This is a genomic window from Rhizobium sp. 42MFCr.1, from assembly GCF_000377185.1.
Taxonomy (GTDB): Bacteria; Pseudomonadota; Alphaproteobacteria; order Rhizobiales; family Rhizobiaceae; genus Rhizobium; species Rhizobium altiplani.
The window spans coordinates 60,352-86,010 of record NZ_KB897822.1 but is presented as its reverse complement, the minus strand read 5'-3'; the positions used below and the strand labels follow the sequence as shown (position 1 = coordinate 86,010).

12 protein-coding genes and 2 pseudogenes are annotated in these 25,659 nt (G+C 61.2%); 5 read left to right on the top strand and 9 right to left on the bottom strand.

The features are described from left to right. Nucleotides 1-34: 34 nt before the first annotated feature. From C934_RS31700 to C934_RS35575, 3 genes are all read right to left on the bottom strand, one after another. Nucleotides 35-2,323 (bottom strand): calcium-binding protein, encoded by a 2,289-nt coding sequence (locus C934_RS31700; RefSeq protein ID WP_018856053.1) that lies wholly within the window; start codon nucleotides 2,321-2,323, stop codon nucleotides 35-37. Then, complete coding sequence (locus C934_RS0107330; protein WP_018856052.1) at nucleotides 2,320-4,080, bottom strand: type I secretion system permease/ATPase; 1,761 nt, start codon at nucleotides 4,078-4,080, stop codon at nucleotides 2,320-2,322. Before C934_RS0107330 ends, C934_RS31700 begins: the two co-directional genes overlap by 4 nt. A 190-nt stretch (nucleotides 4,081-4,270) precedes the next feature. After that, nucleotides 4,271-12,661: a peroxidase family protein gene (locus tag C934_RS35575; RefSeq protein ID WP_018856051.1), complete on the bottom strand. Its 8,391-nt coding sequence runs from the start codon at nucleotides 12,659-12,661 to the stop codon at nucleotides 4,271-4,273. Between the two features lie 265 nt (nucleotides 12,662-12,926). Between C934_RS35575 and C934_RS0107320 the strand changes: the two genes are divergently transcribed. Further along, nucleotides 12,927-14,381, top strand: coding sequence for a sensor histidine kinase (locus C934_RS0107320; protein WP_018856050.1), 1,455 nt, complete (start codon nucleotides 12,927-12,929; stop codon nucleotides 14,379-14,381). Nucleotides 14,382-14,431: 50 nt separating this feature from the next. Here C934_RS0107320 and C934_RS0107315 read toward each other — a convergent pair whose 3' ends face one another. From C934_RS0107315 to C934_RS0107305, 3 genes are all read right to left on the bottom strand, one after another. Beyond that, nucleotides 14,432-15,106 (bottom strand): response regulator, encoded by a 675-nt coding sequence (locus tag C934_RS0107315; protein ID WP_018856049.1) that lies wholly within the window; start codon nucleotides 15,104-15,106, stop codon nucleotides 14,432-14,434. Between the two features lie 307 nt (nucleotides 15,107-15,413). Beyond that, complete coding sequence (locus C934_RS0107310; RefSeq protein ID WP_026371634.1) at nucleotides 15,414-16,352, bottom strand: MBL fold metallo-hydrolase; 939 nt, start codon at nucleotides 16,350-16,352, stop codon at nucleotides 15,414-15,416. Between the two features lie 180 nt (nucleotides 16,353-16,532). After that, nucleotides 16,533-16,817, bottom strand: a complete 285-nt coding sequence (locus tag C934_RS0107305; protein ID WP_018856047.1) for a YciI family protein — start codon at nucleotides 16,815-16,817, stop codon at nucleotides 16,533-16,535. A 133-nt stretch (nucleotides 16,818-16,950) separates the two neighbouring features. On the opposite strand from C934_RS0107305, the gene C934_RS0107300 reads away from it, so the two are divergent. Further along, nucleotides 16,951-17,859 (top strand): sensor domain-containing diguanylate cyclase, encoded by a 909-nt coding sequence (locus C934_RS0107300; protein ID WP_018856046.1) that lies wholly within the window; start codon nucleotides 16,951-16,953, stop codon nucleotides 17,857-17,859. Here the strand turns inward: C934_RS0107300 and C934_RS0107295 are convergent. Genes C934_RS0107295 through C934_RS0107285 form a run of 3 tightly spaced genes read right to left on the bottom strand, consistent with a single transcriptional unit; the run spans nucleotide 17,856 to nucleotide 21,517 of the window. Next, the gene (locus C934_RS0107295; protein ID WP_018856045.1) at nucleotides 17,856-18,482 is read right to left on the bottom strand and encodes an aminotransferase class IV family protein; all 627 of its coding nucleotides are present in this window, start codon (nucleotides 18,480-18,482) and stop codon (nucleotides 17,856-17,858) included. The two genes, C934_RS0107300 and C934_RS0107295, sit on opposite strands and share 4 nt — an antisense overlap. Then, a complete protein-coding gene (locus tag C934_RS0107290) occupies nucleotides 18,479-19,639 on the bottom strand; it encodes an aminodeoxychorismate synthase component I (protein ID WP_018856044.1) in 1,161 nt (386 codons plus the stop codon). Before C934_RS0107290 ends, C934_RS0107295 begins: the two co-directional genes overlap by 4 nt. Nucleotides 19,640-19,660: 21 nt before the next feature. Further along, entirely contained in the window at nucleotides 19,661-21,517 is a 1,857-nt protein-coding gene (locus tag C934_RS0107285; RefSeq protein WP_026371633.1) for a M3 family oligoendopeptidase, read from the bottom strand. Nucleotides 21,518-21,725: 208 nt separating this feature from the next. Here C934_RS0107285 and C934_RS0107280 point away from each other — a divergent pair. The 3 genes and pseudogenes from C934_RS0107280 to C934_RS0107275 form a co-directional block, all read left to right on the top strand. Continuing rightward, nucleotides 21,726-22,989, top strand: a pseudogene (locus tag C934_RS0107280) (sigma-54-dependent transcriptional regulator); the annotation flags it as partial. Between the two features lie 65 nt (nucleotides 22,990-23,054). Then, nucleotides 23,055-23,279, top strand: a pseudogene (locus C934_RS36400) (helix-turn-helix domain-containing protein); the annotation flags it as partial. Nucleotides 23,280-23,457: 178 nt separating this feature from the next. After that, the gene (locus C934_RS0107275) at nucleotides 23,458-25,350 is read left to right on the top strand and encodes a DUF882 domain-containing protein (RefSeq protein WP_026371632.1); all 1,893 of its coding nucleotides are present in this window, start codon (nucleotides 23,458-23,460) and stop codon (nucleotides 25,348-25,350) included. The last annotated feature ends 309 nt before the right edge of the window (nucleotides 25,351-25,659 follow it).

The window sequence follows — 25,659 nt, the reverse complement described above, 5'->3', positions numbered from 1 at the left end:
GCTCACTCCAATCCGCCACAGGGCGTGGCCTCACTCAGGCGTTTTCCACGATCATCAACAGATGATGGCCGCTCAGGTTGATGGTCATCTCGAAGTGGTCGTCCTGGTCCATGTCGACTTCCACCAGCGTTTCCTCCAGCTCGCCCGTGCCCTGGTGCCGGACCCGGATCGGCAGGACATCAGCCTTCGCATCCTCACCGTAAGCGTCCTCAAAACGGTCCTCGAGACTGTCCAAGACCTCCTCGAAAATCTGGTACTTCGACATCTCGATCCGGTCGCCGACCATGAAGTCGAGGATCTGGTGGATGACCTCGGCGCCGGAGCTGCCTTTCGGAATCTGGAAATTGAACGTGTCGGCGCCCTCTCCTCCGGAAAGGACGACGGCTGCCGTCGACACCAGCACGGCGTCGTCACCGGACCCACCAATGAATTGCTCGAACCCGTCGATGACGTCGCGGCCGACGTCGAAGCCTGTCGCGATGCCGGATGTCAGGTCGATGAGAACGCCGTGTGCCGCGTCCGAATAGTCGAGGGTGTCGAAGCCGGCCTCACCCCGATAGCAATCGTCGGAGCTATCGGCTGCTGCGAGCACCAGGTCATTGCCCGCTCCCGCGCTGACATTATCGGCCCCTTGACCGTCGCTTACACAGTCGTCGCCGCCGTTGCCGATCAGCGTATCGTCATCGCTGCCGCCAGTGATCGCATCGTTGCCTTCACCGCCCTTGACCACCTCGAAATTCGTGATGCGGTCATTGCCGATCTCGCTGCCGCTGGCGCTCGCCGCGGCAAGGTCGACGACGAGCGACATCAGCGATGCCGAATAGTCGAGCATGTCGACGCCCTGGCCGCCGTCATAGGTGTCGGCGGCCAGGTCCGCATCGCCGGCGACCATGTCGTTGCCGTCGCCGCCGCGTACGACGTCCTCTCCGGCACCGCCGGCGAGAAAATCGTCGCCCTCGCCACCGTCGATCACGTCGGAACCGGCCTCTCCGAGGACAATGTCGTTTCCATCGCCGCCGTCGAGCCTGTCGTCGCCGTCATCGCCACCGAGGAGGTCGTTGCCCCCCTCCCCGGCTACGACGTCTGCTCCCCCGCCCCCAAAAAGCATGTCGTCATCGTCGCCGCCGATGATTGTGTCGTTGCCGGCCTCACCGAAAATGATGTCGCGACCGGCATCGCCGAACAGTCGGTCATCGCCATCGCCGCCCCATAACTCGTCGTCGCCCGCACCGCCCAGGACAATGTCATTGCCGACGCCGGCAATGACGACGTCGTTTCCGCCGCCAGCGACGATGTGGTCGCTTCCCGCGCCGCCGAGCACCGTGTCACTGCCGCTACGGCTGTCGATGTTATCGTCGCCATCACGTCCATCAATGTCGTCGGCACAGTCGGTGCCAAGCACGACATCGTCGCCGGCGGTGCCAATGACCGGCGGCCTCGTCAGCACGTTGAACATCGCAGTCTGAGCCACGGAGAATTCGCCATCGGTAATCTGGTAGCTTATGATGACCGGACCGAGCGTCGAGGGATCGAACAACCAGCCATCCGCCGTCTGCCTGATATCACCCGATGAGACGGTGATATTTTGAACCTTGAGAGCATCGCCGTCCGGATCCCAGGCGCCGCGCAACAGGTCGGCCAAGCCGATCACCGTCATCGCACAGCCGTAGACATCCAGGAGATAGATCGGACCGCTGGTCCGGCAGGCGCGGTTCGCTGCCTTGCCGTCCGGATTTCGCTCATCGGCAGTCTCCTCTTCGACCAGGTCGTCACCGTCGGGAGTGGCGGCGGCGTTTTCGCGCTCTGGCGCGAAACCTCCCGGATGATCGGAGCCGCCGGCAGTATTCGCACCAGCTTTCGCCGTCCAGGCGTTGTCGTTGGCAGCCGGGAACGAGACGGTAATTCCGCCCATTCTTTTCAGAAGCTCAAAGCTCGGAAGCTTCAGGTTCTGGAACTCGAACGCCGGCAGATCGCTTGGCATAAAGTCGTTCGGCTCACGGTAGGCGAAGGACCGCTCGCCGGAGCGCTTCGGTCCATCCGTTTCCTGGAAAAACCCTTCCGCAACCGGGCCTGGATCAGGCGCACTCGACGGAACAACCTCCGGCGACGTTGACGTCGGCTCTCCGGCAGCATCCTCCGGCTCAGCCGGCTTCGCCCTTGCCAAACTTGGGAAGGCGCTCTTGAGGTAGAGCGCAAGCCCCGTGAGAAGCACGGTGAAGAAAGCGGGTGCGCTCGAACGCTTGTCCGCATTCTTCAAGACATAGTGCTCGTAGGACTCCGTTGTCCCTGGCGTAGCGGTCTTGGTTCCCTTGACGTCAATCATTCCGACATCCTCGATGCCATGCGGTGCGGGGGGTGTGTGGCCGGCGCAGGTCGGCTTTCAACGGGAGCCGCCGCTTTCATGATTTCATCCTTCGGTCCGAACGCGATCATCTTGCCGTTCTGGATGACGGCGACCAGATCGACCGCCGTCAGCGCACTTGGCCGGTGGGCAATCACAACGGCGATGCCGCCGCGCGCTCGGACGGACTTGATCGCCTGGGTAAGCGCCATCTCCCCTTCGGCATCCAGGTTCGAGTTGGGCTCGTCCATGACCACGACGAACGGGTTGCGATAGAGGGCGCGTGCCAAACCAATGCGCTGACGCTGTCCGGCCGACAACGACGCGCCCTGCGGGCCAAGGGCCGTGCGATACCCATCCGGCATGCGCACAATCATTTCATGAATGCCCGTGATTTGTGCGGCCTCGACGATCGCGCGAGGATCGGCCTGTGGCTCAAGCCGCGAGATATTCTCTTCAACGGTTGCGTCGAGGAGTGCCACGTCCTGCGGAAGGTAGCCGATAAACTGGCCGAGGTTGCTGTCGGTCCATTGCGTGAGCTCCGCATCGTCGAGCCGGATGCTGCCGCGCAGCGTCGGCCATATACCGGTCATGGCTCGTGCCAGGGTCGTTTTCCCTCCCCCGCTCGGCCCAATGATGCCGAGCGCCTGGCCGGCTCTGATCTCGAAGCTGACTTCGCTGAGCAAAACACGGCCCGATCCGGGTGCTGCGATGGTGATCTTCTCCACCTTTAGGGTATCGACGGGGGCAGGCAGAAGCAGCGGCGCATCCATGCCCGCGAGAGCAATGACAGTCTCCTTCAGCCGTTGGAACGCAGTGCGCGCGGCAACGACGCCCTTCCAGTTTCCGATCGCAAGATCGACCGGGGCAAGGGCACGGGCCGATGCCACGGAGGCGGCGACAATGGCGCCGGCAGAGAGCTCGCCTCTTATCGTAAGCCAGGCGCCGAGGCCAAGGACGGCCGATTGCAGGACCATGCGGAGCACCCGGGACAGAGCGCCGAACGTTCCGCTGATATCGTTGGTGCGCGTCTGCAGCTCCAGATGTTCCTGATTGGCCTGCCGGAAGCGATCGACGGCCCTGCCTGCAAATCCCATTGCCTTCAGGATGTCGGCGTTACGCGCATTCGAATCCGCGATGGCGTTGCGGGTGATTGCGGCCTGATGCGTGGCGCCAGCCAGGCGGCGGGTCATGAGCTCCGTCACGATTGTCAGGATGGACAGAACGAATGCGCCTGCGAAAGTGAGCGCGCCGAGATAGGGATGGAGCATATAGACGAAGATCAGGTAGAGCGGCATCCAGGGCAGGTCGAACAGGGCTACCGGTCCCTGGCTGCCGAGAAAGCCGCGAAGGGTATCGACGTCTCTGCCTCGTTCCAGTGCCTCTGCCGTGGAAAACCCGAACCGCGGCATGTCGATCGCGACCTGATGTGCCATCGGCGCAATTTTTCGATCGAGACGCGCGCCGACACGAACAAGCACCTGCGAGCGAATGATGTCGAAAGTACCTTGGAACAGATAAAGGCCCACCGCCAGCAGCGACAGGCCGAGCAATGTCGGAATGCTGCCGCTTGTTAGCGCGCGATCATATATCTGCAGCATGTAGAAGGAGCCGGTCAAAGCCAGAATATTGATGACGCCGGACGTTATGAAGAGAAAGACGAATATTCCTCGAAATCCTCGCGTGAGGCTTTCCGCGTTTTTCCGCCTGGTTCCGGTCAAAGGGGCTTTGGAGCGCATATTCGGGTACCGTTTCACTGTTGAACGAGTTGATCGGCTGCAGCAATTTCAGGTGCCGGCTCGGGACTGCGTGCGCATTGGACGATCAATCTCGAAACGATTGCGATTGGCGCGACGCACGATCCAGCCACTCGTGCCTCCGGGGAGATGGTGTGGCGGGCCGGCAAGTCGGCTCGCCACAGGTTGCGGACTACAGATTGAAATCCGTGCTTGTGAGATTATGCGTTCCCTTGATGCTGAGGCGAAGCTCGGCGGCATTGTCGTCGTCGACGTTCGCCTGCACGACCGTATAGTCACCGTCTTCACGCGTTTCATGCGTGACGATCAGTTGAGCCGCACTGCTCAGCGTCGATGCCGCGACCAACGTGAAGGACTGGTTGCCACTGGCGCCGCCATTGGCATCGATGCCGCTGAAGTCGATTTTGTCCCCGGGCTGGAAGCTGACGATCGTATCACCGTCGGCGTCCGCTTCGGAAAGGAAGCGGAAGGTGTCACTGCCGGCGCCGCCGTCGATAACGTTTGCCGCGCGGCTGGCGGTGATCGTATCGGCCCCTGAGCCGGTGACGACGTTTTCGACGTTCCAAACCATGTCGCTGCCGGACTGACTGCTCGATGCGCTTCCCCTGCCCATGAAGCCATTGCCGAGATCGACCGTCAGGTTGGCGGTGATCGCTGCCATGTCGAGCGTATCGCTTCCGGCATCGCCGTAGTATGTGTCGTCGCCGTCACCGGCCTCGGCGACGAAGAGATCGTCGCCCTCCCCGCCGTACGCAGTGTCGTTGCCGGCACCGGTGTGGATCAGGTCATTTCCGGCATCACCGAAGATCCGATCGGACCCTGCATCGCCGTAGAGCATGTCGTTGCCGGCTCCTCCGAGGAGGTCATCATTGCCCATGCCGCCAAAGACGATGTCGTTGCCGCCTTCAGCACTCATGAAGTCGTCACCATCCTCGCCGCGCATGATGTCGGCACCACCGCCGCCGATGGCCGTATCGTTGCCGCCAAGGGCGATGATCGTCTCGCCATTTGCGGTGCCTAGGAGCACATCGGCATTGGCTGTGCCGACCATGGCCGGTCCGGTCGTTGCTTCGGGGGCCGGCGCCGGCGTATCGTCGCCGCCTTGTTCATTATCGTCACCGGCCGGTGTGTCATCGTCGCCGCCGACCTGCGGCATGCCGCCGGACGTGGTGAACGTGATACTGTGTTCGCCGCAGGTCATGGTCGTCACGCCATTTTCCGTCGTCGTCACATAGTCAGCCGCCGTCTTTCCATCGGGCAGTTCGATCACGTCCTGCGGCCGCAGCGTCCCGACGATCGTGTCGTTGCCGCCGTTCGACCTGAAGACGATCCGATGTGCGGAGGTCAGCGCCGAGATATCGATTGTGTCGTCTCCCTCGTCACCGTCGATCGTAATGGTGTTGAGACGCAGGCTGGTTCCGGAGAAATCGCCGATAATCTGGAAGGTGTCGTTGCCCGCAGCACCGCTGACGACGGGTTCGACGTTGTTGATGCGGATTTCCTCGATGTCGCGCAGCTCTGCGATGATCGAAGCCGCGTTCGTGCCGTTGCGGGTAATGATGATCTCGGTGGCGGCATTGATGCCGTTGAGAGTGTTGCCCGCGACCGCGTCGAAGGCCGCCCGGGTGTAGATCCGGTAGATTTCGGCCGTCGTATTGCCGCTGATGACGAAGGTATCGCCTAGCGCTCCCTCGTTACCGCCGTCGATCACGTCCCTGCCGTCGGTCACGTTCCCGGCTGGGGGTGGTGGCGGATTGGCGTTCCAGTTGAACGTATCGTCGCCGTCCTGGCCGTTCAGCGTATCGTTGCCTGTGCCACCGTTGATGATGTCGTTGCCCGCCCCGGCATTGACCGTGTCATTGCCGGCAAGGGCGTTGATCGTATCGGCGCCGGCCGTGCCGGGGATCGTCGTGCCCGCGGCTGTCCCGTTGATCGTGTTGGTGGCGGTGGCCAGTATGAAGTCCGACGTCGTGATATTGGCTGGAGCGATGCCGTTGATGCGTATGGTGCCAATGGTGGCCCCGCCCGCATCGCGTACAGTGAGGAGCGTATTGTTGGGGCCGTCGACGGCGGCGATCCCGAGGCGCGTTGCGAAGTTCGCTGCGGTGATACCGAAGGTACTGAGATCGATGAGGTCCTGTGTCGCAGCGGTTCCGCCGGTGGCATCGAAATTGTTGACGATGTCAGCGCCGAACCCGAGGGCATTGTAGATCAGGACGTCGTTGCCGCCGTCGTTGGCCAGCAGGTTGATCGTGTCGTTGCCGGTGCCGCCGATGATGTTGTCGACGTCGTTGCCGATGCCGCCGCTCAAGGTATCGTCGCCCTGACCGCCGTCAATCAGATCGTTGCCGTTGCCGCCATCGATCGTATCGCCGCCGCCACCGCCGAACAGCTGGTTGTTCGAGCCATTGCCGGTGATAACATTGGCGAGACCGTTGCCGCTGCCATTGATCGCGGCTGCGCCGGTCAGCGTCAGATTTTCAACTTCCGCACCGAGCGTATAGGTGATCGACGCATTGACGACGTCGGCCGTGCCACCGCCGGCAAGTTCCGTTACCACGTCGCCAGCATCGTCGACGATATAGGTGTCATTATCGGCACCACCCTGCATGTTGTCGGCTTCCGTGCCGCCGTTGAGGGTATCGGTGCCGGCGCCACCAATCAGCGTGTCGGTACCAATGCCACCGTTCAGCGTGTCGTTACCTGCCAGGCCGCTCAGCGTATCGGCAAGGTCGCCGCCGCTGATGATGTTGTTGCCCGCATTGCCTGTGCCGACGAACTGGTCGGCATCGAGGCCGGTGTAGGTGAGGTTTTCGACATTCGCCATGGCCTCGATCGAAAGCGCAGCCATCAGGGTCTCGACGGTATCGGTGCCGGCACCGGCTGCTTCGACGACGACGTCCTCGAGGTCATCGACGATATAGGTGTCATTGCCCGCAAGGCCGATCATGGTGTCGATTCCGAGACCGCCATCGATGACGTCATTGTCGCCGGCACCCGAACCGCCGACGATGAGGTCGTCGCCGTCGCCGCCGTCGAGAACGTTGTCGCCTGTCCCGCCGAAGATCAGATCGTTGCCGAGGCCACCAGTAATATCGTCGTTCGTGCCATTCTCACCGGCGATGAAGTTGTTCGCCGCTGATGCGGTCAGATCGATGGTCCGGTTGCCGCCGCCATCGGCGCGGTTGATCAGGTAGTCGGCGGCTCCCAGCAGGTAGCCTTCGTAGGTGGCATTGTTGAAGTTGATGCGTTCGACCCCGGTCTGTGCGTTGTTGCCGGTGTACTGACCGTTGACCGTGATCGTTTGCGTCACGTTGGTCGCACCGCTCGGCATGGTGTAGTTGATCACCAGGCTTCCGGTGGCGGAGTTCGTGTTGTCGTCGAAGGCGTTGAGCCCGGTCAGCGTCAGGATCGGCTCATCCGTGAGCGGATCGATGCCGGTGGTCGGCGCAAGGATCGAGATCAGGTCGGCCGTGCCGCCGCTCGTGGCGTTCACGGCTTCGTTGATCACGTCGTTTCCGTCGCCGAGGGAGAAGGAATAGATGTCGTTTCCCAGACCGCCGTTGAGGGTGTCGACCCCGCCGTTGACAACGGTGAAGTTGACCGCCAGGCCGTCGATCGTCACGGACTCGCCGGCTTCGAGGCTGGACGCCACGAAGCGGATTGCGGCGTTGGCGGTGAAGGGCCCAGTGCCGAACTGAGTTAGGTCGATCGCGCGAGGGGTAATGGTGCTGGTCGAACTGATGATGTCGACCTGCACGAAGTTGCTCCCATCTCGCGAGAAGAACACGGTGACGTTGTCGTTGTCGGCACCGCCGTCCAGGCCATTCCTGGTCACGGTGTAGTTCAGCGTCGGGGCGGTCGCGTTGCTGAGGTCAAGCGTGCGCTGGATTTGCGCGCCATCGCCGGCAAGGAATGCCAGCACATTATTGGAGGCATTGTTCGCAGCGTTGCCATCAATCTGGATCTGGCCTGTGGTCGTGCTGTTGTTGTCAGCGGTTTCAATCCAATCCGGTCCCCAATTGGCCGAACCATCGGTGTTGCCGAAGCTGCTGCTGTTGAAGTTGTCCGCATAGCTGGAAAGTGCAACGCTGGCACCGGGACCGCCGACGAGAATATCGTTCCCGGCAAATCCATTGAGCACGTCGGCGCCGGCAAGCCCGAGGATCAGCTCGTTCTCCGCCGTGCCGTTGATGACCGGGCGGTTGTCCGACGGCGGGCCCTGCGGAGCCACGCCGTTGTCGCTGAACGCGGTACCGACGACCACGCCAACCGTGGCGTCGGAAAATTGCAGGCGTTCGATGTTGCGCAGCGAGTCGGTGCCCTCGATTGGGTTGGCGCCGCCGGTATGGGAGACGCGCAACGTGCCGTCGGCGCCGGTCGCAAACGAGTAGTTCGCCATCACTTCGGAATAGACCGCAGTGTCGATGTCGCCCGATGTCGTGTCTGTCAGGATCTCGCGGACGATGGTCAGCTGTCCAGGGTTGATCGCCCCTTCGAGCATCCAGGCCGTCAGCGGCTTCGTCACGCCGTTCAGCGTCACGTTCGCCGTCATGCGCGAGGCACTGGCGACTTCCGGGCCGGTGCCGCCGTTCGGACCGACATTCTGCCGGATGCTGATGCGCACATTGAGCCACTTGTCGCCGTCGATGATGTCGTCGCCGGCATTGCCCTTGATCGTGTCGCTGCCGTCACCGCCGAGAATGATGTCGCCGGCCGCAAAGGAGGTCACGCCAGCCCCCACCACGTCCTGCAGGCCGTTGATCAGGGCAATCCCCTGCACATCGAGCGCGCTGCCGAGGAAGCCCGTCCCGCCGCCCTGAGCAAGCGGCAGGAGACTTGCAGCATCCTCGTTGGACCCGGCGAGAATGTCGTTGAACCGCGTGCCGGACAGGCCGTTGACCGACTCGAACTCGTCAAGCGCGGTGTTCTGCGGCAGCGTCGGCGCTTCGTCGAAGACGATAGGGACCGAAAGATCGGCGTTCACGAAGGCGCTGTTTTCCTGGTAGGTCGCCCAGTCGAAGCCGGACATGCCGGCCATCTTGCCGCGGCCGGGGCTGCCGACGAAGATGTCGTCGCCGCCTTCACCGATAAACTCGTCGAAGCCGCCGTCGCCGAGGAACACGTCGTTGCCGCGGATACCGTCGCGGGCGAAGATTTCATCGAAGTTGTCGCCTGGGGCACCGTCGAATGTGCCGGTTTCGAGCCAGTCGTCTCCCTCGTTGCCGAGGATGCGTTCGGCGTTCTTGTTGCCGAGAATGAAGTCGTTGCCGGTGCCGCCGAAGACTTCCGAACCCATGTCAGTGCCGAGCACGATGAAGTCCTGGCCGTCGCCGCCGAGCACGAGATCGAGGCCGGGGCCGGCGTGGACGACGTCGTTGCCTTCGTTGGCCTTGATGTTGTCGTCGCCGCCCGCGTCACGGATGATATCGTCACCGGCGCCGCCGTTGATGATGTCGTTGCCGAAGCCGCCCTCGAGCCTGTCGTTGCCACCGTCACCGAACAGGGTGTCGTCGCCGATGCTGGCGATCAGCACGTCAGCCGCATCGGTGCCCCCGAGCAGCACATGCTCACCGCCGGTGTAGCGCAGGTAGTTGGTGTCGAGGGTCGGTGTCTGCGGATTGTCGCGGATCACCAGCGGCGTCAGGATGCTGCCGCCGGTCGGATCGTTGCCGAAATTGTCGGCGGCTTCGTTGACGGCCGTGGTCGGATCGTCGTCCATGAGGCCGTCGGCGCCGGCAGTTTCGCCAAGCCCGGGGTTGTATTGCTTGGTGCGATCGACCTCAAGAATGAGGCCGGGCGTCGAGAAGACGTCGGATGGCAGGTGCGTAGCGTTGGTGTTGCGCATGATCATTCCGGCGAAGGAATTGCCTTCCATCTCGCTGAACAGGTGCAAGCCATCGAGGCGCTGCAGATAGTAGAAGCGGTCGCCGTTCTGCAGACTTTCCATCTGCGTTTCGAAGACGAAGTTGAAGGTGGAGCCCAGCATGCCGCCGAAGGGCATGATCTTTTCGGCCAGACCACCAATCCAGAGATCGACCTTGTTCAGGCCGCCGAGATCGCCGGCGTAGATCCCCGTGCCGTTCAGGAACGCCAGCCGATCGGCTTCGTCCAGCGTGCCTCCGCCGAGGCCGACCAGGGCCATTGCGGCGGCGCGCTTCTCCTCGAGCGTTGTGGCGCTCGTCAGCGTCGAGTGCGTGCCGTAGGCCGCGATGAAATTGATGATCGAGGCTTCGTGCTTGAGGTTGCCGGCGAAGTCCACCCAGCTTTCATAGGGCTTCAGCAGCGAGTTCTCGTCGGTTGCTTCATAGAATTGGGCGCGCGCCTCGTTGAGGGTGGGAACGCCCGTATCACGACCGCGCGCCAGGTTGATGGTCGCAAGGTCGAGCGGCAAGCCGAGGAGGTTGTTGCGCAGCGCGCTGGTGACGAACTCGTCGATTTCGTTGCCCGCCTGGCGCGTCATGCCGCGAATGATGGCTCCGGCCGCAACCTCGGCGTCGATGGGGTTGTTACCACCGTTGTTCGTGAACTGGACGGGATTGAGGAAGCCTTCGATCAGGCCGATCTGGTCCTGCGTGAAGGATGGGTCGAAACGGTCGATCGTTTCCGTCAGCATCGAATGACCGAAGCGATACACCACATGCGCAAACTCTGCGACGATCGAGGGATCGATGGTGACGTCAAACCCGTCGGGAACAAGGAACACGTTGATGTTTGGCTGGATCTTGCGGGCGAACTCTTCAAAGACGAGATGCTGGTACTGCATCTCGGTGCCGAACTTTGCAGCCTGGAACAGGCGCTCGCCATCCCAAACCAGCGCATTTATTGCCGCTTGATCGGCGGGAACGGCAGTGACGTCATCGATCAGCCATTCGTTGAGGAAGGTGACAGCCTCCGCCTGGGTCGCTCCGCCTGCAAGCATGGCAGCCGCATCGGCGATGGTGATAGCCTTGGTGTGCTCTACCAGTCGGTTATGCTCGGCATGGAAGACATGGTGGACCGCGGTCAGGCCGATATTCTCGTTGGCGCGGCCATCGCCCGCCACATAGTGCGCATTAAGCAGTTCGTCGTCGTAGACACCCGGTAGGTTGCCGGGATTATTAAGACCGATTTCGATATCGCCGTCTGCAAGGCCGCCAGGCACCGCCGAATGGGCAATATCGGCGAGAAATGCGTGGCCTGTGCGCAAGGTGTTCGCAGGCAGCAACGTACCAAGACCGCCGTTGGCCGCGGGATCAGCTTCCACCAGACCGGTCGTCGTCATGATCTGCACGAAACCATTCGCTCCGCGGATGAATTCGCCATAGGGGTCGGTCAGCAGCAGCGGAACATTGCCCACGTCACTGTCGAGCAGTTGGATGCCAAGCAAATCGGCAGCCTGAGCCTTCAGGTCCGCCCAGGTGGCCATGCCGCCTTGCTGGCCCTGGATCAGTTCGCCGGTCGCAACCGGGCGCCCGTTGGCCATCACGTATTCGCGCAGGAACACCTGATGCGAGGGGTGCGATGTATAGGTCTGGTTCTGATCGACAAAGGCCGTCGTGGTGTTGATCGGCCGGACATTGTCGGCGCTTTCATCGACAGCCGTGTTGGGGTTGTCGACGAGGATGCCATCTGCACCAGGACCAACGGTCGCGCGGGTCAAGACCATGAAATTGGTGCTGCTGCCGGGCACATAGAGCGGATCGTCCGGCATCAGGGGGATCATCACGGTGCCGCTTCCGCCCTTGCCGACGAGGTCGAGGCCGTGGTCGAAGAACTGGCCGAACAGCGTGAACCAGGAATTGAAAGGCGCCGAGAGGCCTTCGTCCGGCGCGTTGTTGGTGATGCGAAGGTTGGTGCCGTCGAGCTCGATGCCGTTATCGTCGAGCAAGGTTGTCAGCGTGGTGTATCCGGGATCGGTTTCCAGCATCGTTCTGGCTAATTCGACCGCAGCGGCGGCATTGGCTGCGGCCGTCTGCAAGGCGGCATTGTTCGGGCTTGCCGCCGCGGCGGCGGAAGCGTTCGCATAGGCGCGTTGGGCATCGCCCAGAGCCTCGAACAGCGGCTGCAACGGTGCATAGGCGTCGGAAATTGTCCCGGTAATGACAAGGCCGGGATCATCGACGCCGGCGCGCTGCAGGGCAGTCAGGATCGCCGAAGGATTGCCAAGTGTCTGGTCGACAATGAGATTGGAGATGATGCGCACTTCAGGATCGATCACGTCGCCGGGGCCTGCGCGATTGCCGATGACCGTGCCGTCGGGAAGCGTCATCGTCGGGCCGTCGACATCGACGCCTGGCGTATAGGTAACCTGGGTCATCTGGACGCCAGGTCCCGGGTCGGCATCGACAAACAGCGTCCGGAAGTCGGTTCCGAGCCCCTCCCGGAACGGCTCGTCCGATGAGCCCCAATTGGGATTGAGCAGATTGTTGTAGCTACCGTCGACGGTTCTGAGGCCCCAGGCCAGATTGTAGGTAGGGATCAACCCGCCCGGACCGTATAGCGGTTGCCCGGCGGCATGCGCTTCGGCGATCTTGATTTGCGCGAGAATGAACTCGAGATCGGAACGAATATAGCTGACCATTTTGCTCTCCCTAGCACCAGCTGAATTTCTTCACCGCATGGTAAACTTGATGAAACTTGAACTATTCTCGTGCGTTGCTTGGCGCACGAACGTCTTTTCTTGTCGACTGCGTTCGCGCACCAGATACAAACGCAAGAAAAGCCCACATAATCTTCGATGATGGGATAATGTCGCGAAGGGCACCGGACGGAATAGTTCCAAAGGTCCAGAGAATTGTGCGGACCTTCGTCGCCTGAAAGGAGGGACTTTGTACCCAAAGGAGAGCGTGACTTATGTCCCCGGCGATGAAGCCGCCACCGGCCGCGGCTCCTGGGCAATCCGCTTCTGGCACAGCCTTGATCTGACGACCCAATTCTTGCTCGTCGCTACCTTAATCATCGGCGGCTCGATGGCGATCCTCGGCGAGTGGCTGAGTTCGCAGATTGCCGCGAACCAGCTTCGCAGCCGAGCAGAATCCGGGGCCCTCTACATGGAGGGCTTCCTTGCCGGCCATATTGAGGAAGGCCCGGACGGCCCACGTGTTTCGGCCGAGCGACAGCAGCAACTGGACAGGCTGCTGATCGGCACGGACCTGGCGACGCGCGTGGAGGGGTTCCGAATCTGGGAGCGGGACGGAACAGTTCTCTACAGCACTGATAAATCGCTTATGGGCAAGCGCCTTCCGTCAAAGGATATCGAGCAGGCGTTTGCTGGCCAGGTGGTGGCACAACTGGAAACTGGACACGATGATGACGAGGACGGTGGACAGCCGGAACAGCGCCCGCTGATCGAAATCTATGGGCCGATCTATCGTTCCAACGTCCACGAGGTCATGGCGGTCGGAGAACTCTACGAGGAGGCTGGCGAGTTCATAGCGCAACGCGACCGGGTCCAACGAAGGACGTGGGCCATCGTTGGAGCAACGACGGTGGCCATCATGGGCCTGCTCTTCCTGATCGTTCGGCGTGCCAGTAGGCTGATCCGGCGCCAGAGCGTGACGCTCAAGGCCCAACTCGCCAGCGCGCAAGCATTGGCGGAGCAGAACAGGCAGCTGCGCAAGACCGCCGATCAGGCGCGCATGGATGCCAGCAAATCAAACGAGGCTCTCTTGAATCGTATCGGTTCAGATCTGCACGACGGGCCGATACAGTTGCTGGGCCTGCTGATCCTCAGGCTGGGGACGCCGGTCCCGAAGACGCCTGGCGACCCGGCCGATGCCGTCGGCCCCTCGAACGTGACGAGAGCCGACATCTCGCCACTTCGCCTGGCGGGCCAGGTTTTGACGGAGTTGCGGGAGCTCTCGACGGATCTGGTACTTCCGGAGCTCGAAAACATGTCCTTGGAGGCCGCACTTCGCGTTGCCGTCGAGCGGCACGAGCATGCGACCGGGTCCATCGTAAAGGCCCGCTACAGGGGACTTCAGAAGAGCACCGCTCACCCGCTGAAAATCTGTCTTTACCGCGTGGTTCAGGAAGGGCTCAACAATGCCTTTCATCACGCAGCCGGCCGCGATCAACGTGTTATCGCCATCGCGAATGAAGAATCCATCACAATCGTAATCAGCGACGGTGGACCGGGTTTCTCACCAACTTCGACGACCGAAGCGCGCCGTAGGCCGCTCGGTCTGCAGGGAATTCGCAACCGGGTTGAAGCGTTTGCCGGCTCGGTACAAATCAGGCGGCGAGGCAAAGCGGGAATGCAACTCGTGACTCGCGTGCCACTCGAAATCAACAGCGCCTAGACCTGGCAAGAGCGGCGAAAACAACGACGAGTTGGAGCCGAAGACATTTATCAATGGCGCAGCATTGGCTCCCGGTCTTGATGATCGTCGACCTCAAGCTTCTGCGCCGCAATGAGCACCTCGAGGCGGTTTCGCGCATGAAGCTTCTGCATCAGGATGGTCATGTAGTTCTTTACGGTCTTTTCGCCGATACGCAAATCGGCCGCGATCTGCTTGTTTGTGGCTCCGCGCATGAGCATGCCGACAATTTGTCCCTCGCGAATACTGAGCTTGACGGTTCCGGACGCCATCTTGCGCAGCGAAGAAATCTTGAGCTCTTCGATGACCTTGCAGGCAAACGCCGGCGTAATGAAGGTTTCGCCGTTATGCACAGCCCTTACGCCCTGAATAAGCTCGCCGGCATCACTGCCCTTAAGAACATACCCGGTCGCGCCGGCATTGAGTGCGCGAACGGCGATGTCGCTTCTCGTCAGGGCAGTGAAGGCGAGGAACTTTGTCTTTGGCGAAGTCGCGACGATTTTCGCGATGACCTCGAATATGTTCCCAGGCATCATCACGTCCACCACGAATACGTCCGGGCGGATTTCCGCGTTGATCTTGAGAACGTCGCTGGCCTTGCTTCCCGTCGCCGCGACCGTGAAATCCTCGTTCAGTTTAAATAGATCCACCAAACCTGCCAGCATTAATGGATGATCATCGACCAACGCGATAGAAACCGATTCCATACGGACGTCCCCAGGCCATTCGTTCCCTCGAGTTCATTATGGAGCCATTTTGCCAAAACTGTCCATGTAGTGAAAACGGAGTAGCCCTCTTGAAGCCGCGGCAGATGTATCCCTCGTAAGGCGAGAGGCGCGGTGCGGTGCCGGCTAGCGGCCGGCGCATTTCATTTGGGACATTTTTGCTGCCTTAGACTGCTGCAGCGACTAGGCCCATCAAGAGCCTAGTCGGTTTTTTCCAGTGCAGGTTCGACCGTTTACGCATGGGCGCTCGGTCGACGAGGCGCTTGCGCGGAATGGTCGACCCAACCGGTCAGTAGTCCCAGAAGGCCGGGACCCAACGGAAAGCATCGCCATCAACCGCCACATGGCCGACGGACGGGAACGGCAGGTGCGTGGCAACGAGCTGTGCGCCGGTCTCCGCCAGCTCCCGCAAAAGTCGGACCCGGACGCGGGCCGCCTCTTCTGGATCGTGTTCGAAACCGTTATACCAGTCGGGGTGTTCGAACCCGACCGCAAACACGGCGTCGCCGGCAAACATCAGCCGATCACCGCCGGACGCCACGCGGACCACGCAATGCCCGGGGGTGTGGCCGCCGGTACGTGTGGCGACCACGCCCGGCGCCACTTCTTGCTCCTCATCGAACAGCCGCAGATGGCTGCGGTATTCTTCGGTGAACCGCTTGGCCGCCGCCCGAAGCGCGTCCGGGAACCCCGGCGGCATCGAGACGCGGGAGAAATCGGGCGCCTCCCAGAATTTGACCTCGGCGGCCGCCACGTGGATCCGCAGGTCCGGCCGCAGCCGCTCCTTCACCCCGTCGACGAGCAGCCCGCCAACGTGGTCCATGTGCATGTGGGTCAGCACGATGTCGGTGACGGATCCAAGATCGATGCCAGCCGCCTCCAGTCGCTTGGTCAACTGCCCGGCCCGCGGCAAGTTCAAGTCCGGGTCCAATCCCAGCCCAGCGTCGATGAGTATGGTCTGCCCACCACTGCGTACAAGAACCGCATTCAGCGACCAGTCGAAAGCGTCCTGCGGCAGGAACATATCGTCGAGCCAGCCAGCCCGGGCGGTCGGGTCGGCGTTATGTCCCAACATCGCGGTTGGAAGCGGCAGTACCCCATCGCTGACCACCAGCACGTCAATCTCGCCGACCCGGACCGCGTAGCGCGACGGGACCAACTCTTCGGGCCGCAATCTTCCGGGCTGTGAGGTGTTGTTCTGGGTCATACCTGACTTCTGCTGACCCATCGTACCGCGTTTTGCTTCAGCCTGTGACATAATGCGCTCCTGTCTTTCGTGAGAGACATATCGGGCAACGGACCATGCGGACTCTATGGTGAAGCGTTTTGGCGGTCGAGGTACACCTAAGTTTGGGGCGGCCCGTGCTCCAAGTAGAGCACAGTGAATTGGCGGTGCGCCGGTTGTGAATCAGCCCTTTAAAATATCCAATCCCTCGATAGTCGTGGTGATGGCGACCTCGGTGATCTCGTATTCGGCGATGCCGTGCACCGTGAAGGGATCTTTTGCGACGTAGGCCTCGATTTCGGCATGCTGACCGACCGCGAGCACCACGCCGCCAGTTCGCGGCACCTTGCGGCCGGAGGCGAGGAACCAGCCTTTTGCATAGCCTTCCTTGACCCAGGCCATATGCGGCTCCATATGCCTGTCGGCTTCCTCGTTCGGCTTCACATAGGTCAGGGCGAGGATGAACATCGCAGAATTTCCTTTCGGGGTGTTGTGTTCCGATGCATGTGAATATTCAATCGGCGCCGAGCCATCCATCTTCTTTTTTGAGCTCTGCGCCAAAGTGCGAACCATTGTTTGCAGCGTGCCCCGGAACAATTGGATGAACCAGATATCTGAGCGGCTTGCCGAATTGCAGGAAGAAAGCGCGGTCCTGATCGCCGTTTACGATCAGGAAGACCGGTTGCGCTATGCAAATGCTGCCTTTCGTTCGACTTTCGCCATCGAACCGGACGAGACTCCCTTGTGGTCGGAACTCATGCGGCGCAATACGAAGGCGGGCAAGGGGACGATCATTCGCACTGCTGATTTCGAGACTTGGCTCGTTTCCGCGCAATCGCGCCGGGGCAAGCTGCCGTTCAGGGCGTTCGAAACCGACGTCGTCGACGGTCGCTGGTTCTGGATGACCGAGACCGTGCAGAAAGACGGCTGGATGCTTTGTGTTGCTAGCGACATCACCTCTCTGAAGCAAAGCGGGCGAGACGTACGGCAGGACCGCGACTTTGCGCTGCGGGCCTCGCAGACGGATGAGTTGACCAGTATTTCCAACCGTCGCTTCATGATGGCGGCGCTGGAGAGCCTGATCGCGGGGCAGGCCTCTGGCAATCCCGGCACTGTGGGCTGCATCTGCATCATCGACCTTGATTTCTTCAAGCGCATCAATGACATCTATGGCCACCAGTTCGGCGACGATGTGCTGATTGATTTCTCACGCCGCGTGCAGCCGGTTATCCGCCGACGTGACAGCTTCGGGCGGATCGGCGGCGAGGAATTCATGTTGATCCTGCCGGATACGACCCTGGCGCAGGCCGAACTGATCATAGAACGCCTCATCGGAATGGTGCGCGGCGCGCGTCCTATACCCACCGCACCGTCCTTCTCTTACACCTGCTCTGCAGGGTTGGCGGAGTTGCGGCCAGGAGAGACGGCGCGCGAGGTCTATGCCCGCGCCGACGAAGCCCTGTACCACGCCAAGCAAAGCGGCCGCGATCGGTTGAAGATCGTGGCCTAGCTGAGGAGGCGGGCCGGTATCAGTCCGCGCAACGAATTACCCATATAGAGTGTTCCGGCTGTCAGATCGTGGACAGAGATGCGTCCAACCCGCGCCTTGCGCTGGCAGATCAACTCGGTGCGCAAGACGCCGGCGAGCAGGCCGCAGGAGATTGGCGGCGTGCGCAACACGCCTGATCCGTCGTCGAGAAAGACTGAGGTGATGGTGCCTTCGCAGACCTCGCCGCGCTCGTTCAGAAGCAGAACTTCGTCAACTTCGGACGACGGATATTCGGCGCGTGCGGTCTCGTAGACACCACGGCGCGTCGTTTTCATCCGCAGCAATTTGTCGGCGGAATCGAGACGGGTTTCGGCAATCCGGACCTTCCATGTGGTGCCTTCTGGTATCGGCGCGAAGGGAGCCGTGGTGATCTCGATCTGCCCCAGCCGGTCGAGCGTCAGACGCGTTCGCCGTGCCGTTGTGGCGCTGCTAACCGCTTCTTTCAGTTTCGCGGTAGCATCCGTGGGGTCTGGAAAGCCGATGCGGCGCGCGGAGCGGGAGAGGCGCGCCAGGTGCAGGCGCAGCCTGACGAAACCGGCTTCGGGTTCCCAACGCAGTGTTTCGAGCAGCGAGAAGTCGTTCATCGCACGATCTCCTGATCGCCGATCGCAAACCGCGCTTTCAGCAGGCACTCCTCGTATTCGGCTTCGGCGGTGGAATCAAAGACGATGCCGCCGCCGACGTTGAAGACCGCCTTGCCATCGGAAAAGAGGCTAATGGTGCGGATCGCCACCGAGAAGCGCATGCCGCCGCCGGGCGCAATCATGCCGATCGCGCCGCAATAGGCGTCGCGCGGTGTGTCTTCCAGCGCGTGCAGGATCTGCATGGCACTGAGTTTTGGGGCGCCGGTGATCGATCCGCAGGGAAAGAGGGCAGCGAAGATATCGCGAATGGTCAGATTCGGAAGGAGTTTCGCCTGCACGTGGCTGACCATCTGGTGGACGGTCGGATAGGTCTCGATGTCGAAGAGTTTCGGGACATCCAGGGTGCCGACCTCCGTGATGCGCGAGATGTCGTTGCGCAGCAGATCGACGATCATGCGGTTTTCGGCTTGCGTCTTTATGTCGTCGCGCATCGCGGCGACGATTGCCGCGTCCTCGGTATCATCGGCCCCGCGTTTTGCCGTTCCCTTCATCGGATGTGTTTCGATCCAGCCCTCTTCGTCGGTGCGGAAGAAGAGCTCGGGCGAGCGTGAAAGCAGGATGGGGCCGCCGAGATCGACCAGCGCGCCGTATTTCACAGGCTGCCTCGAAATCAGCGACCAGAAGGCGTCGCGCGGATCGCCGGACCAGCGGGCGGTGATCGGCATGGTGAGGTTTGCCTGGTAGCAATCGCCCTGACGTAGGTGCCAATGCAGGCGATCGAATCGCTCTTTATATCGAGCAAAGTCCCAACCGGCCTTGGGCTCGCTCAGGAATTCGTCGTTTTCGCTGCGGTGTGTCTGCTGCGCGAGAGGATGGATACCGGCTTCGGGAGTATCGAAGACGCCGAAGGCGAGCAGCGGCGTCTCCCGGCCTTCAGGTAGGAAAGCGGCGAGCTTTTCCTCGAAGAGGTAGCCGGCTTCATAAGCCATGTAGCCCGCCAGCCATTTGCCAGCCGCTTTTGCCTCTTCCATACGGGCAAGGCCCGCAAGGAACTCGGCGCGCGTCCGGGCAATGATGATCTCCGACGGATCGGAAAAGAGCATCACTTGCCCGGTCGTGTCATCCCGGAACAGAACGTAGCGTTCAGCCTTGGTCATGCCTGCCTTTGGATCGAGAGCTTATGCGCTCTTATCAAGCGCTTCCAATTCGTCGATCAGCCCTTCGATCATCGACAACCCCTTGCTCCAGAACGACGGATCGGTGGCGTCGAGGCCGAATGGCTTCAAAAGCTCCGAATGATGCTTGGTGCCGCCCGCCTTCAGAAGCTCGAAATACTTCTCCTGAAAGCCCTTGTCGGCCTTCTGGTAGACGGCATAGAGCGAGTTGACCAGGCAATCGCCGAAGGCGTAGGCGTAGACGTAGAAGGGCGAGTGGATGAAGTGCGGGATATAAGCCCAGTAGGTCTCGTAGCCTTCCGAGATCTTGATCGCGGGCCCGAGGCTTTCGGACTGCACTGAGAGCCAGAGTTCTCCGATATCATCCGATGTCAGTTCGCCGGCCTTGCGGGCGGTGTGGACTTTGCGCTCGAACTCGTAGAAGGCGATTTGGCGCACGACCGTATTGATCATGTCCTCGACCTTCTGGGCAAGCATCGCCTTGCGCTCACGCTTGTCCTTGGTCTTGTCGAGAAGGGCGCGGAAAGTCAGCATTTCGCCGAAGACGGATGCGGTTTCGGCAAGCGTCAGCGGCGTCTGGCACATAAGCGCGCCCTGGGCGCCGGCCAGAACCTGATGGACGCCATGGCCAAGCTCGTGGGCGAGCGTCATCACGTCGCGCGGCTTGCCGAGATAGTTGACGAGCACATAGGGGTGCGCCGACGGAACGGTCGGGTGCGCGAAGGCGCCGGGCGCCTTGCCGGGGCGGACGGGGGCGTCGATCCACTGCTCGTCGAAGAAGCGCTTGGCGATTGCGGCCATCTCCGGCGCAAAGTTGCCATAGGCCGACAGCACCGTGTCCTTCGCCTCGTTCCAGGAAATCACGGCATTGGAGGTTTCCGGCAGCGGTGCGTTGCGGTCCCAGAAGTTCATTTGGTCCATGCCGAGCCATTTTGCCTTCATCTTGTAGTATCGGTGCGAGAGGCGGGGATAGGCTTCCTTGACGGCAGCCGCCAGCGCGTCGACCACCTCGCGCTCGACACGGTTTGCAAGATGCCTGCTGTCAGCAATGTCCTCGAAGCCGCGCCAGCGGTCCGAGATGTCCTTATCCTTGGCGAGCGTGTTGGTGATCAGCGCGAAGATGCGCAGGTTTTCCTTGAAGGTCTTCGCCAGCGCCATCGCAGCCTTATGGCGAACCTCAGGATCCTTTTCCTGGAGCATGTTCAGCGTGACTTCGAGCGGCAGCTTCTCGCCGTCGACCTCGAAGCGCAGGTCCGCCATCGTCTCGTCGAACAGGCGGTTAAAGGCAGCCGCCGAGGTCATCGATTTTTCTAGGAACAGCTGTTCGAGCTTGTCTTCCAGCTGATAGGGCTTGTCCTTGCGCAGGTCGATGAGCCAGGGTCGGTAGTGGCCGGCATCCGGGTCGTTTGCCATGCAGGCATTGATGACGGCGTCGTCGATGCGATTGAGTTCAAGCGCGAAAAACAACAGATGGCTGGAGAATTCGGTGATCTTTGTCTGGGCGTCACCATAGAGCTTGCCGTTCACCGGGTTCGATGTGTCGGAGAAATAAGTAAGGCCGGCAAAGGAGCCGAGGCGCCCGATAATGTCGTCCAGCGCCTCATACTCCTTCAGTGCCTGACCGATGCCCTCGGAGCCTTTTTTTGTCGCGGCATCGGCAAGCTTGCCCTTCCACTTCTCTTCGAAGGCGATTGCCTGTCTGCCGGCCTTCTCCATGTCGGCGGTAAAGGCCGTGGACGTTGCGGAGGGGTAGAGATCCTGCAGCTTCCAGGTCGGCAGTTCGCCCAGAGCGGCGTCGGTCGCGGAGGCAGCAGAACTTGCCGAAAAATTAATGGCGGTGCCGGAGAGCGTGTTTTTCATCATCGGAGTCCTCTTCCTCTTTTGCGACAGGCTTGACTGTCTATGCCGCTAAAGGCTTGGCATCAAGGGGCTTTCGCCTGCCCACAAGCTCCGTTTCGGGTCGGATTCGGCCTCGTCACAAACGTTAAAATGCAATTGTTTCTCAAAACTGGATGTTCAAGCCTTTCTGCCAAAGTGCCTCTCAGGTTTCGCATGAAGTGAGGCAGCAATGACCGGTTACCATGAGCTCAAGGGTGCAGCGCAGATACTCGTCGTCGAGGACGACCCGATCCAGCGTCGACTGCTCAAGAACGCGATAGAGCGTCACGGCCACGTCGTCCATCAGGCGGAAAACGGCCGGATCGGGCTGGAGATGGTGAAGAGAGGCAGCGGCCTCTATAATGTCATCGTTCTCGACCTGATGATGCCGGAGATGACGGGCCTCGAATTCCTCGAGGCACTGCACGAATTCGGCACGCATGTTCCGGTGATTGTCCAGACAGGGCAGGGCGGTATCGAGACCGTGGTGCAGGCAATGCGCGCCGGCGCCTTCGATTTCGTCGTCAAGCCGGTCTCTCCGGAGCGGATTGCCAATTCGATCTCCAACGCCCTGAAGCTCGACCAGCGCGAGGTCAAGGCACGCGCCGGCCGCCGATCGCGCTCCGGCGCCGTCGGCTTCGATGACATCGTTTCGGCCAGCCCGGCAATGCTCCGCGTCATCGATCTGGCGCAGCGCGCAGCGCAGTCGAACATTCCTGTCGTGCTTGAAGGCGAGTCCGGCGTCGGCAAGGAACTGGTCGCCCGTGCGATCCAGTCCGGCAGCGACCGTTCCGGCAAGCCATTCGTCACTGTCAATTGCGGCGCCATTCCGCACAATCTGGTCGAAAGCATTCTCTTCGGCCACGAAAAGGGCGCCTTCACCGGTGCCACCGAAAAGCATATCGGCAAGTTCATGGAAGCCGATGGCGGCACTATCTTCCTCGATGAGATCGGCGACCTGCCGCTCGAGGTTCAGGTCAAGCTGCTGCGCGCCGTCCAGCAGGGGGAAATTGAGACCGTTGGCGCGCGCACTGCGCACAAGGTCAATGTCCGGCTGATTTCGGCGACAAACAAGGATCTGATCGAAGAGGTCAAGAACGGCCACTTCCGCGAGGACCTCTACTATCGCCTAAATGTCTTCCCGATCACCATTCCCGCGCTCCGCAAGCGAAAGGAAGACATTCCGCATCTCGTGCGCGTCTTCACCGAGCGCTTCTCGAGCGAGCAGAAGAACGGCCATCGTATGTCGGTTAGCTCCGGTGCATTGGCTTTTCTCACAGCCTATGACTGGCCGGGCAATATCCGCCAGCTCGAGAACGCGATCTTCCGCGCGGTGGTCCTCGCCGAAGGCGGTGAGCTGACCGAAGCGGATTTCCCGCAGATTGCGGCACAGCTGCCCGAATACGAGGTCGTTGATCGTTTGGCGCTGGTCGCCGACAACACGCGTGTCGATCGACAAAACGGCTTTTCAGCCACCGACTATCCGGCCCATCAGGCCAGCGTCGAAGAGGCGGTTGCACGAATCACGGAGGCGCCCGACAACGCAATTGCGAGCACAAACCCTGCCGGGGATGTGCGCAAGCTCGCGGATGTGGAGGAAGAACTGATCCGATTCGCCCTTAAATTCTATCGGGGGCAGATGAGTCAAGTGGCTCGGAAATTGGGTATCGGAAGGTCCACATTGTACCGGAAACTCAAGGATTACGGCATAGACCCCGACAATCCGCTGAAGGACGCGGCATAGGTTTTCTAATTAACACTCCGGCAATCATCTTTTGTTACGAAACATAAACCACTTGTTAGTGGGCTGTTCACTATGTAAAGAAAAGGTTGAACGCGTGTGGCATTTTTGCCATCGTGTGACCGCATTTAACAGTCAACGGTGTCAAAGAGGGACCATCGGCTGTCTGACGGGGATTGAGTTGCCGGATCTGAATCGGAATACGAGACCTTCGCGCTTGAACTGGCGCACTAGGTCCACGGGCCTTTGCGGAAAGGTGTTTAGGACGGCTATGGCCGCCCTTCTCGCACTCGCCGTTTCGTCGCCTGTTCTAGTCAGTTCGCCTTCCGAGGCGGCAGGCGAAACGCGTAGTCTCAAACTCTATTTCGTCCATACCGGCGAAAAAGCCGTCATCACCTACAAGCGCAACGGCCGGTTCGACCCGAAGGGTCTCCAGCAACTGAACCGGTTCCTTCGCGACTGGCGTAAGAACCAGCCGACGAACATGGACCCGCGCCTTTTCGACCTCATCTGGGAAGTCTACCGTCAGAGCGGCTCGCGCGACTACATCAACGTCGTCTGCGGCTTCCGTTCTCCGGCCACCAACGCCATGCTGAAGTCGCGCTCGCGCAATTCCGGCGTCGCCGAGAAGAGCCAGCATATGCTTGGCAAGGCGATGGATTTCTTCATTCCCGACGTCAAACTGGCCACTTTGCGCGGCATCGGCATGAAAATGCAGGTCGGCGGCGTTGGATTCTATCCGAAATCCGGCTCTCCCTTCGTCCACATGGACGTCGGCGGCGTCCGCGCCTGGCCGCGCATGAGCCGCGAAGAACTGGTCCGGCTCTTCCCGAACGGCAACACGATGCACATCCCATCGGATGGCCGTCCGCTGCCGGGCTACGAGCAGGCGGTGGCCGATTACAAGCGTCGCGTGAGCTCGACGCAGGTGCAGATGGCAAGCTCCGGCGCCTATTCGGGCTCGTCGGTCGGCGATCAGCCAAAGCATAAGACGCTGTTTGCAGCCCTGTTTGGAGGCGGCGCCGACGAGGCCGAAGACAGCTCCGATGATGATAGCACCGCAGCAGTGGCGGTCGCGAAGGCGACGCCGCCAGCGGTTAACATGCCGAACGCCGCCAATCCCGGCGAGCAAGCGCCCGCGCAGGCTACTGAAGTCGCAAGTGTAAACGCGCCGATTCCGCAGGTGCGTCCGGCGTTCGCCAATCAGCCAGGCGGTAGCGAGATGGCCAGCGCCCTCGTCGCTCCGCAATCCGGAAATGCAGCGCAGCAAGCCCTTTCCGCTGTGACCGAGCAAGGTCAGCAGCAGTTCGCAGATCTCAGCGCCTACAGCGTACCGGTTCCTTCCCTACTCGGACCGCGCCGCTCTCCAGGAGACGCGGAAGTCGCCTCGGCTGATCCATCTGCGATGACGGGGAATCTCGCAGCGGTTCCGACGCCGGGTGAACGACCGGCGCTTGCCGAGAAGCTTCTGGCCGCGGCGAGTGCCGATGCCGAAGCTGAGGACGACATGGTGGACCAGGAAGATACGCTTTCTCCGGCCGTTGCCGATGCTCTCGACCAGCAAAATGTTGATGGCGATCGTCAAGTCGCATCCAACCAGGCGCCGGTCACGAGCGTCGAGCAGGCTATTAACGCGGCAATGCCGCAAAAGGTTCCGGGCGAAAGGCCGCAATTGCAGCTTGCCGCTCTGGCGCCGGCGACGAAGTCCGCAAGCTTCGGCGATGCGTTCGATGCACCGAAGCCGACCGATGCGAATGGACTGTCGCAGGGCCTGCCGACCAAGGGCGGCCGCCCGACGAAGCATGAGGCGGCAGAGGCCGACGCCAGCCGCGCAACGGTTCGCACCGAGCCGAAGCTGACGCAGAAGATCATCTCGCAGTGGGCGCTCACCAATGCCCGCATGGAAATGGTCACCAAGCCGGTCAAGGCGCCGCGCTTCGTCAGCCAGACGCTTCGTGCCCAGCCGACCGCGGTCTATGCCGAGGGCTTCACGAAGACAGCCTCCATCGATCCGGGCCGCTTCAGCGGCACTGCGGTCAACTTCATGGAAGTGCGGAAGTTCGACTCGAACTAAGTCGGACAGAACAAGAATTTCGAAGAGCCGTCGGAGGAATCCGGCGGCTCTTTTGTTTGTGCGCCCAGCATGGGCGCATTCTTGTGGGTGGAAGTCCCACCGTGAGCTGGTCACGGCGAACGAAGAGAAGCGCAACTGCGGAAGGGCGACCGACCGTGGGGAGGAAGCGTGGATCGAAACTGCGGGCCGATGAACAAGAACCGGATATGAGGCGGTGCCAACCAGGGCGAGCGGGCAAACGACCGCGAAGCTCTTGTGACCAAGTGGCGGTGGCGTAAATCCGGCGGTCGTGCAGTGAAGGAGTGCGTT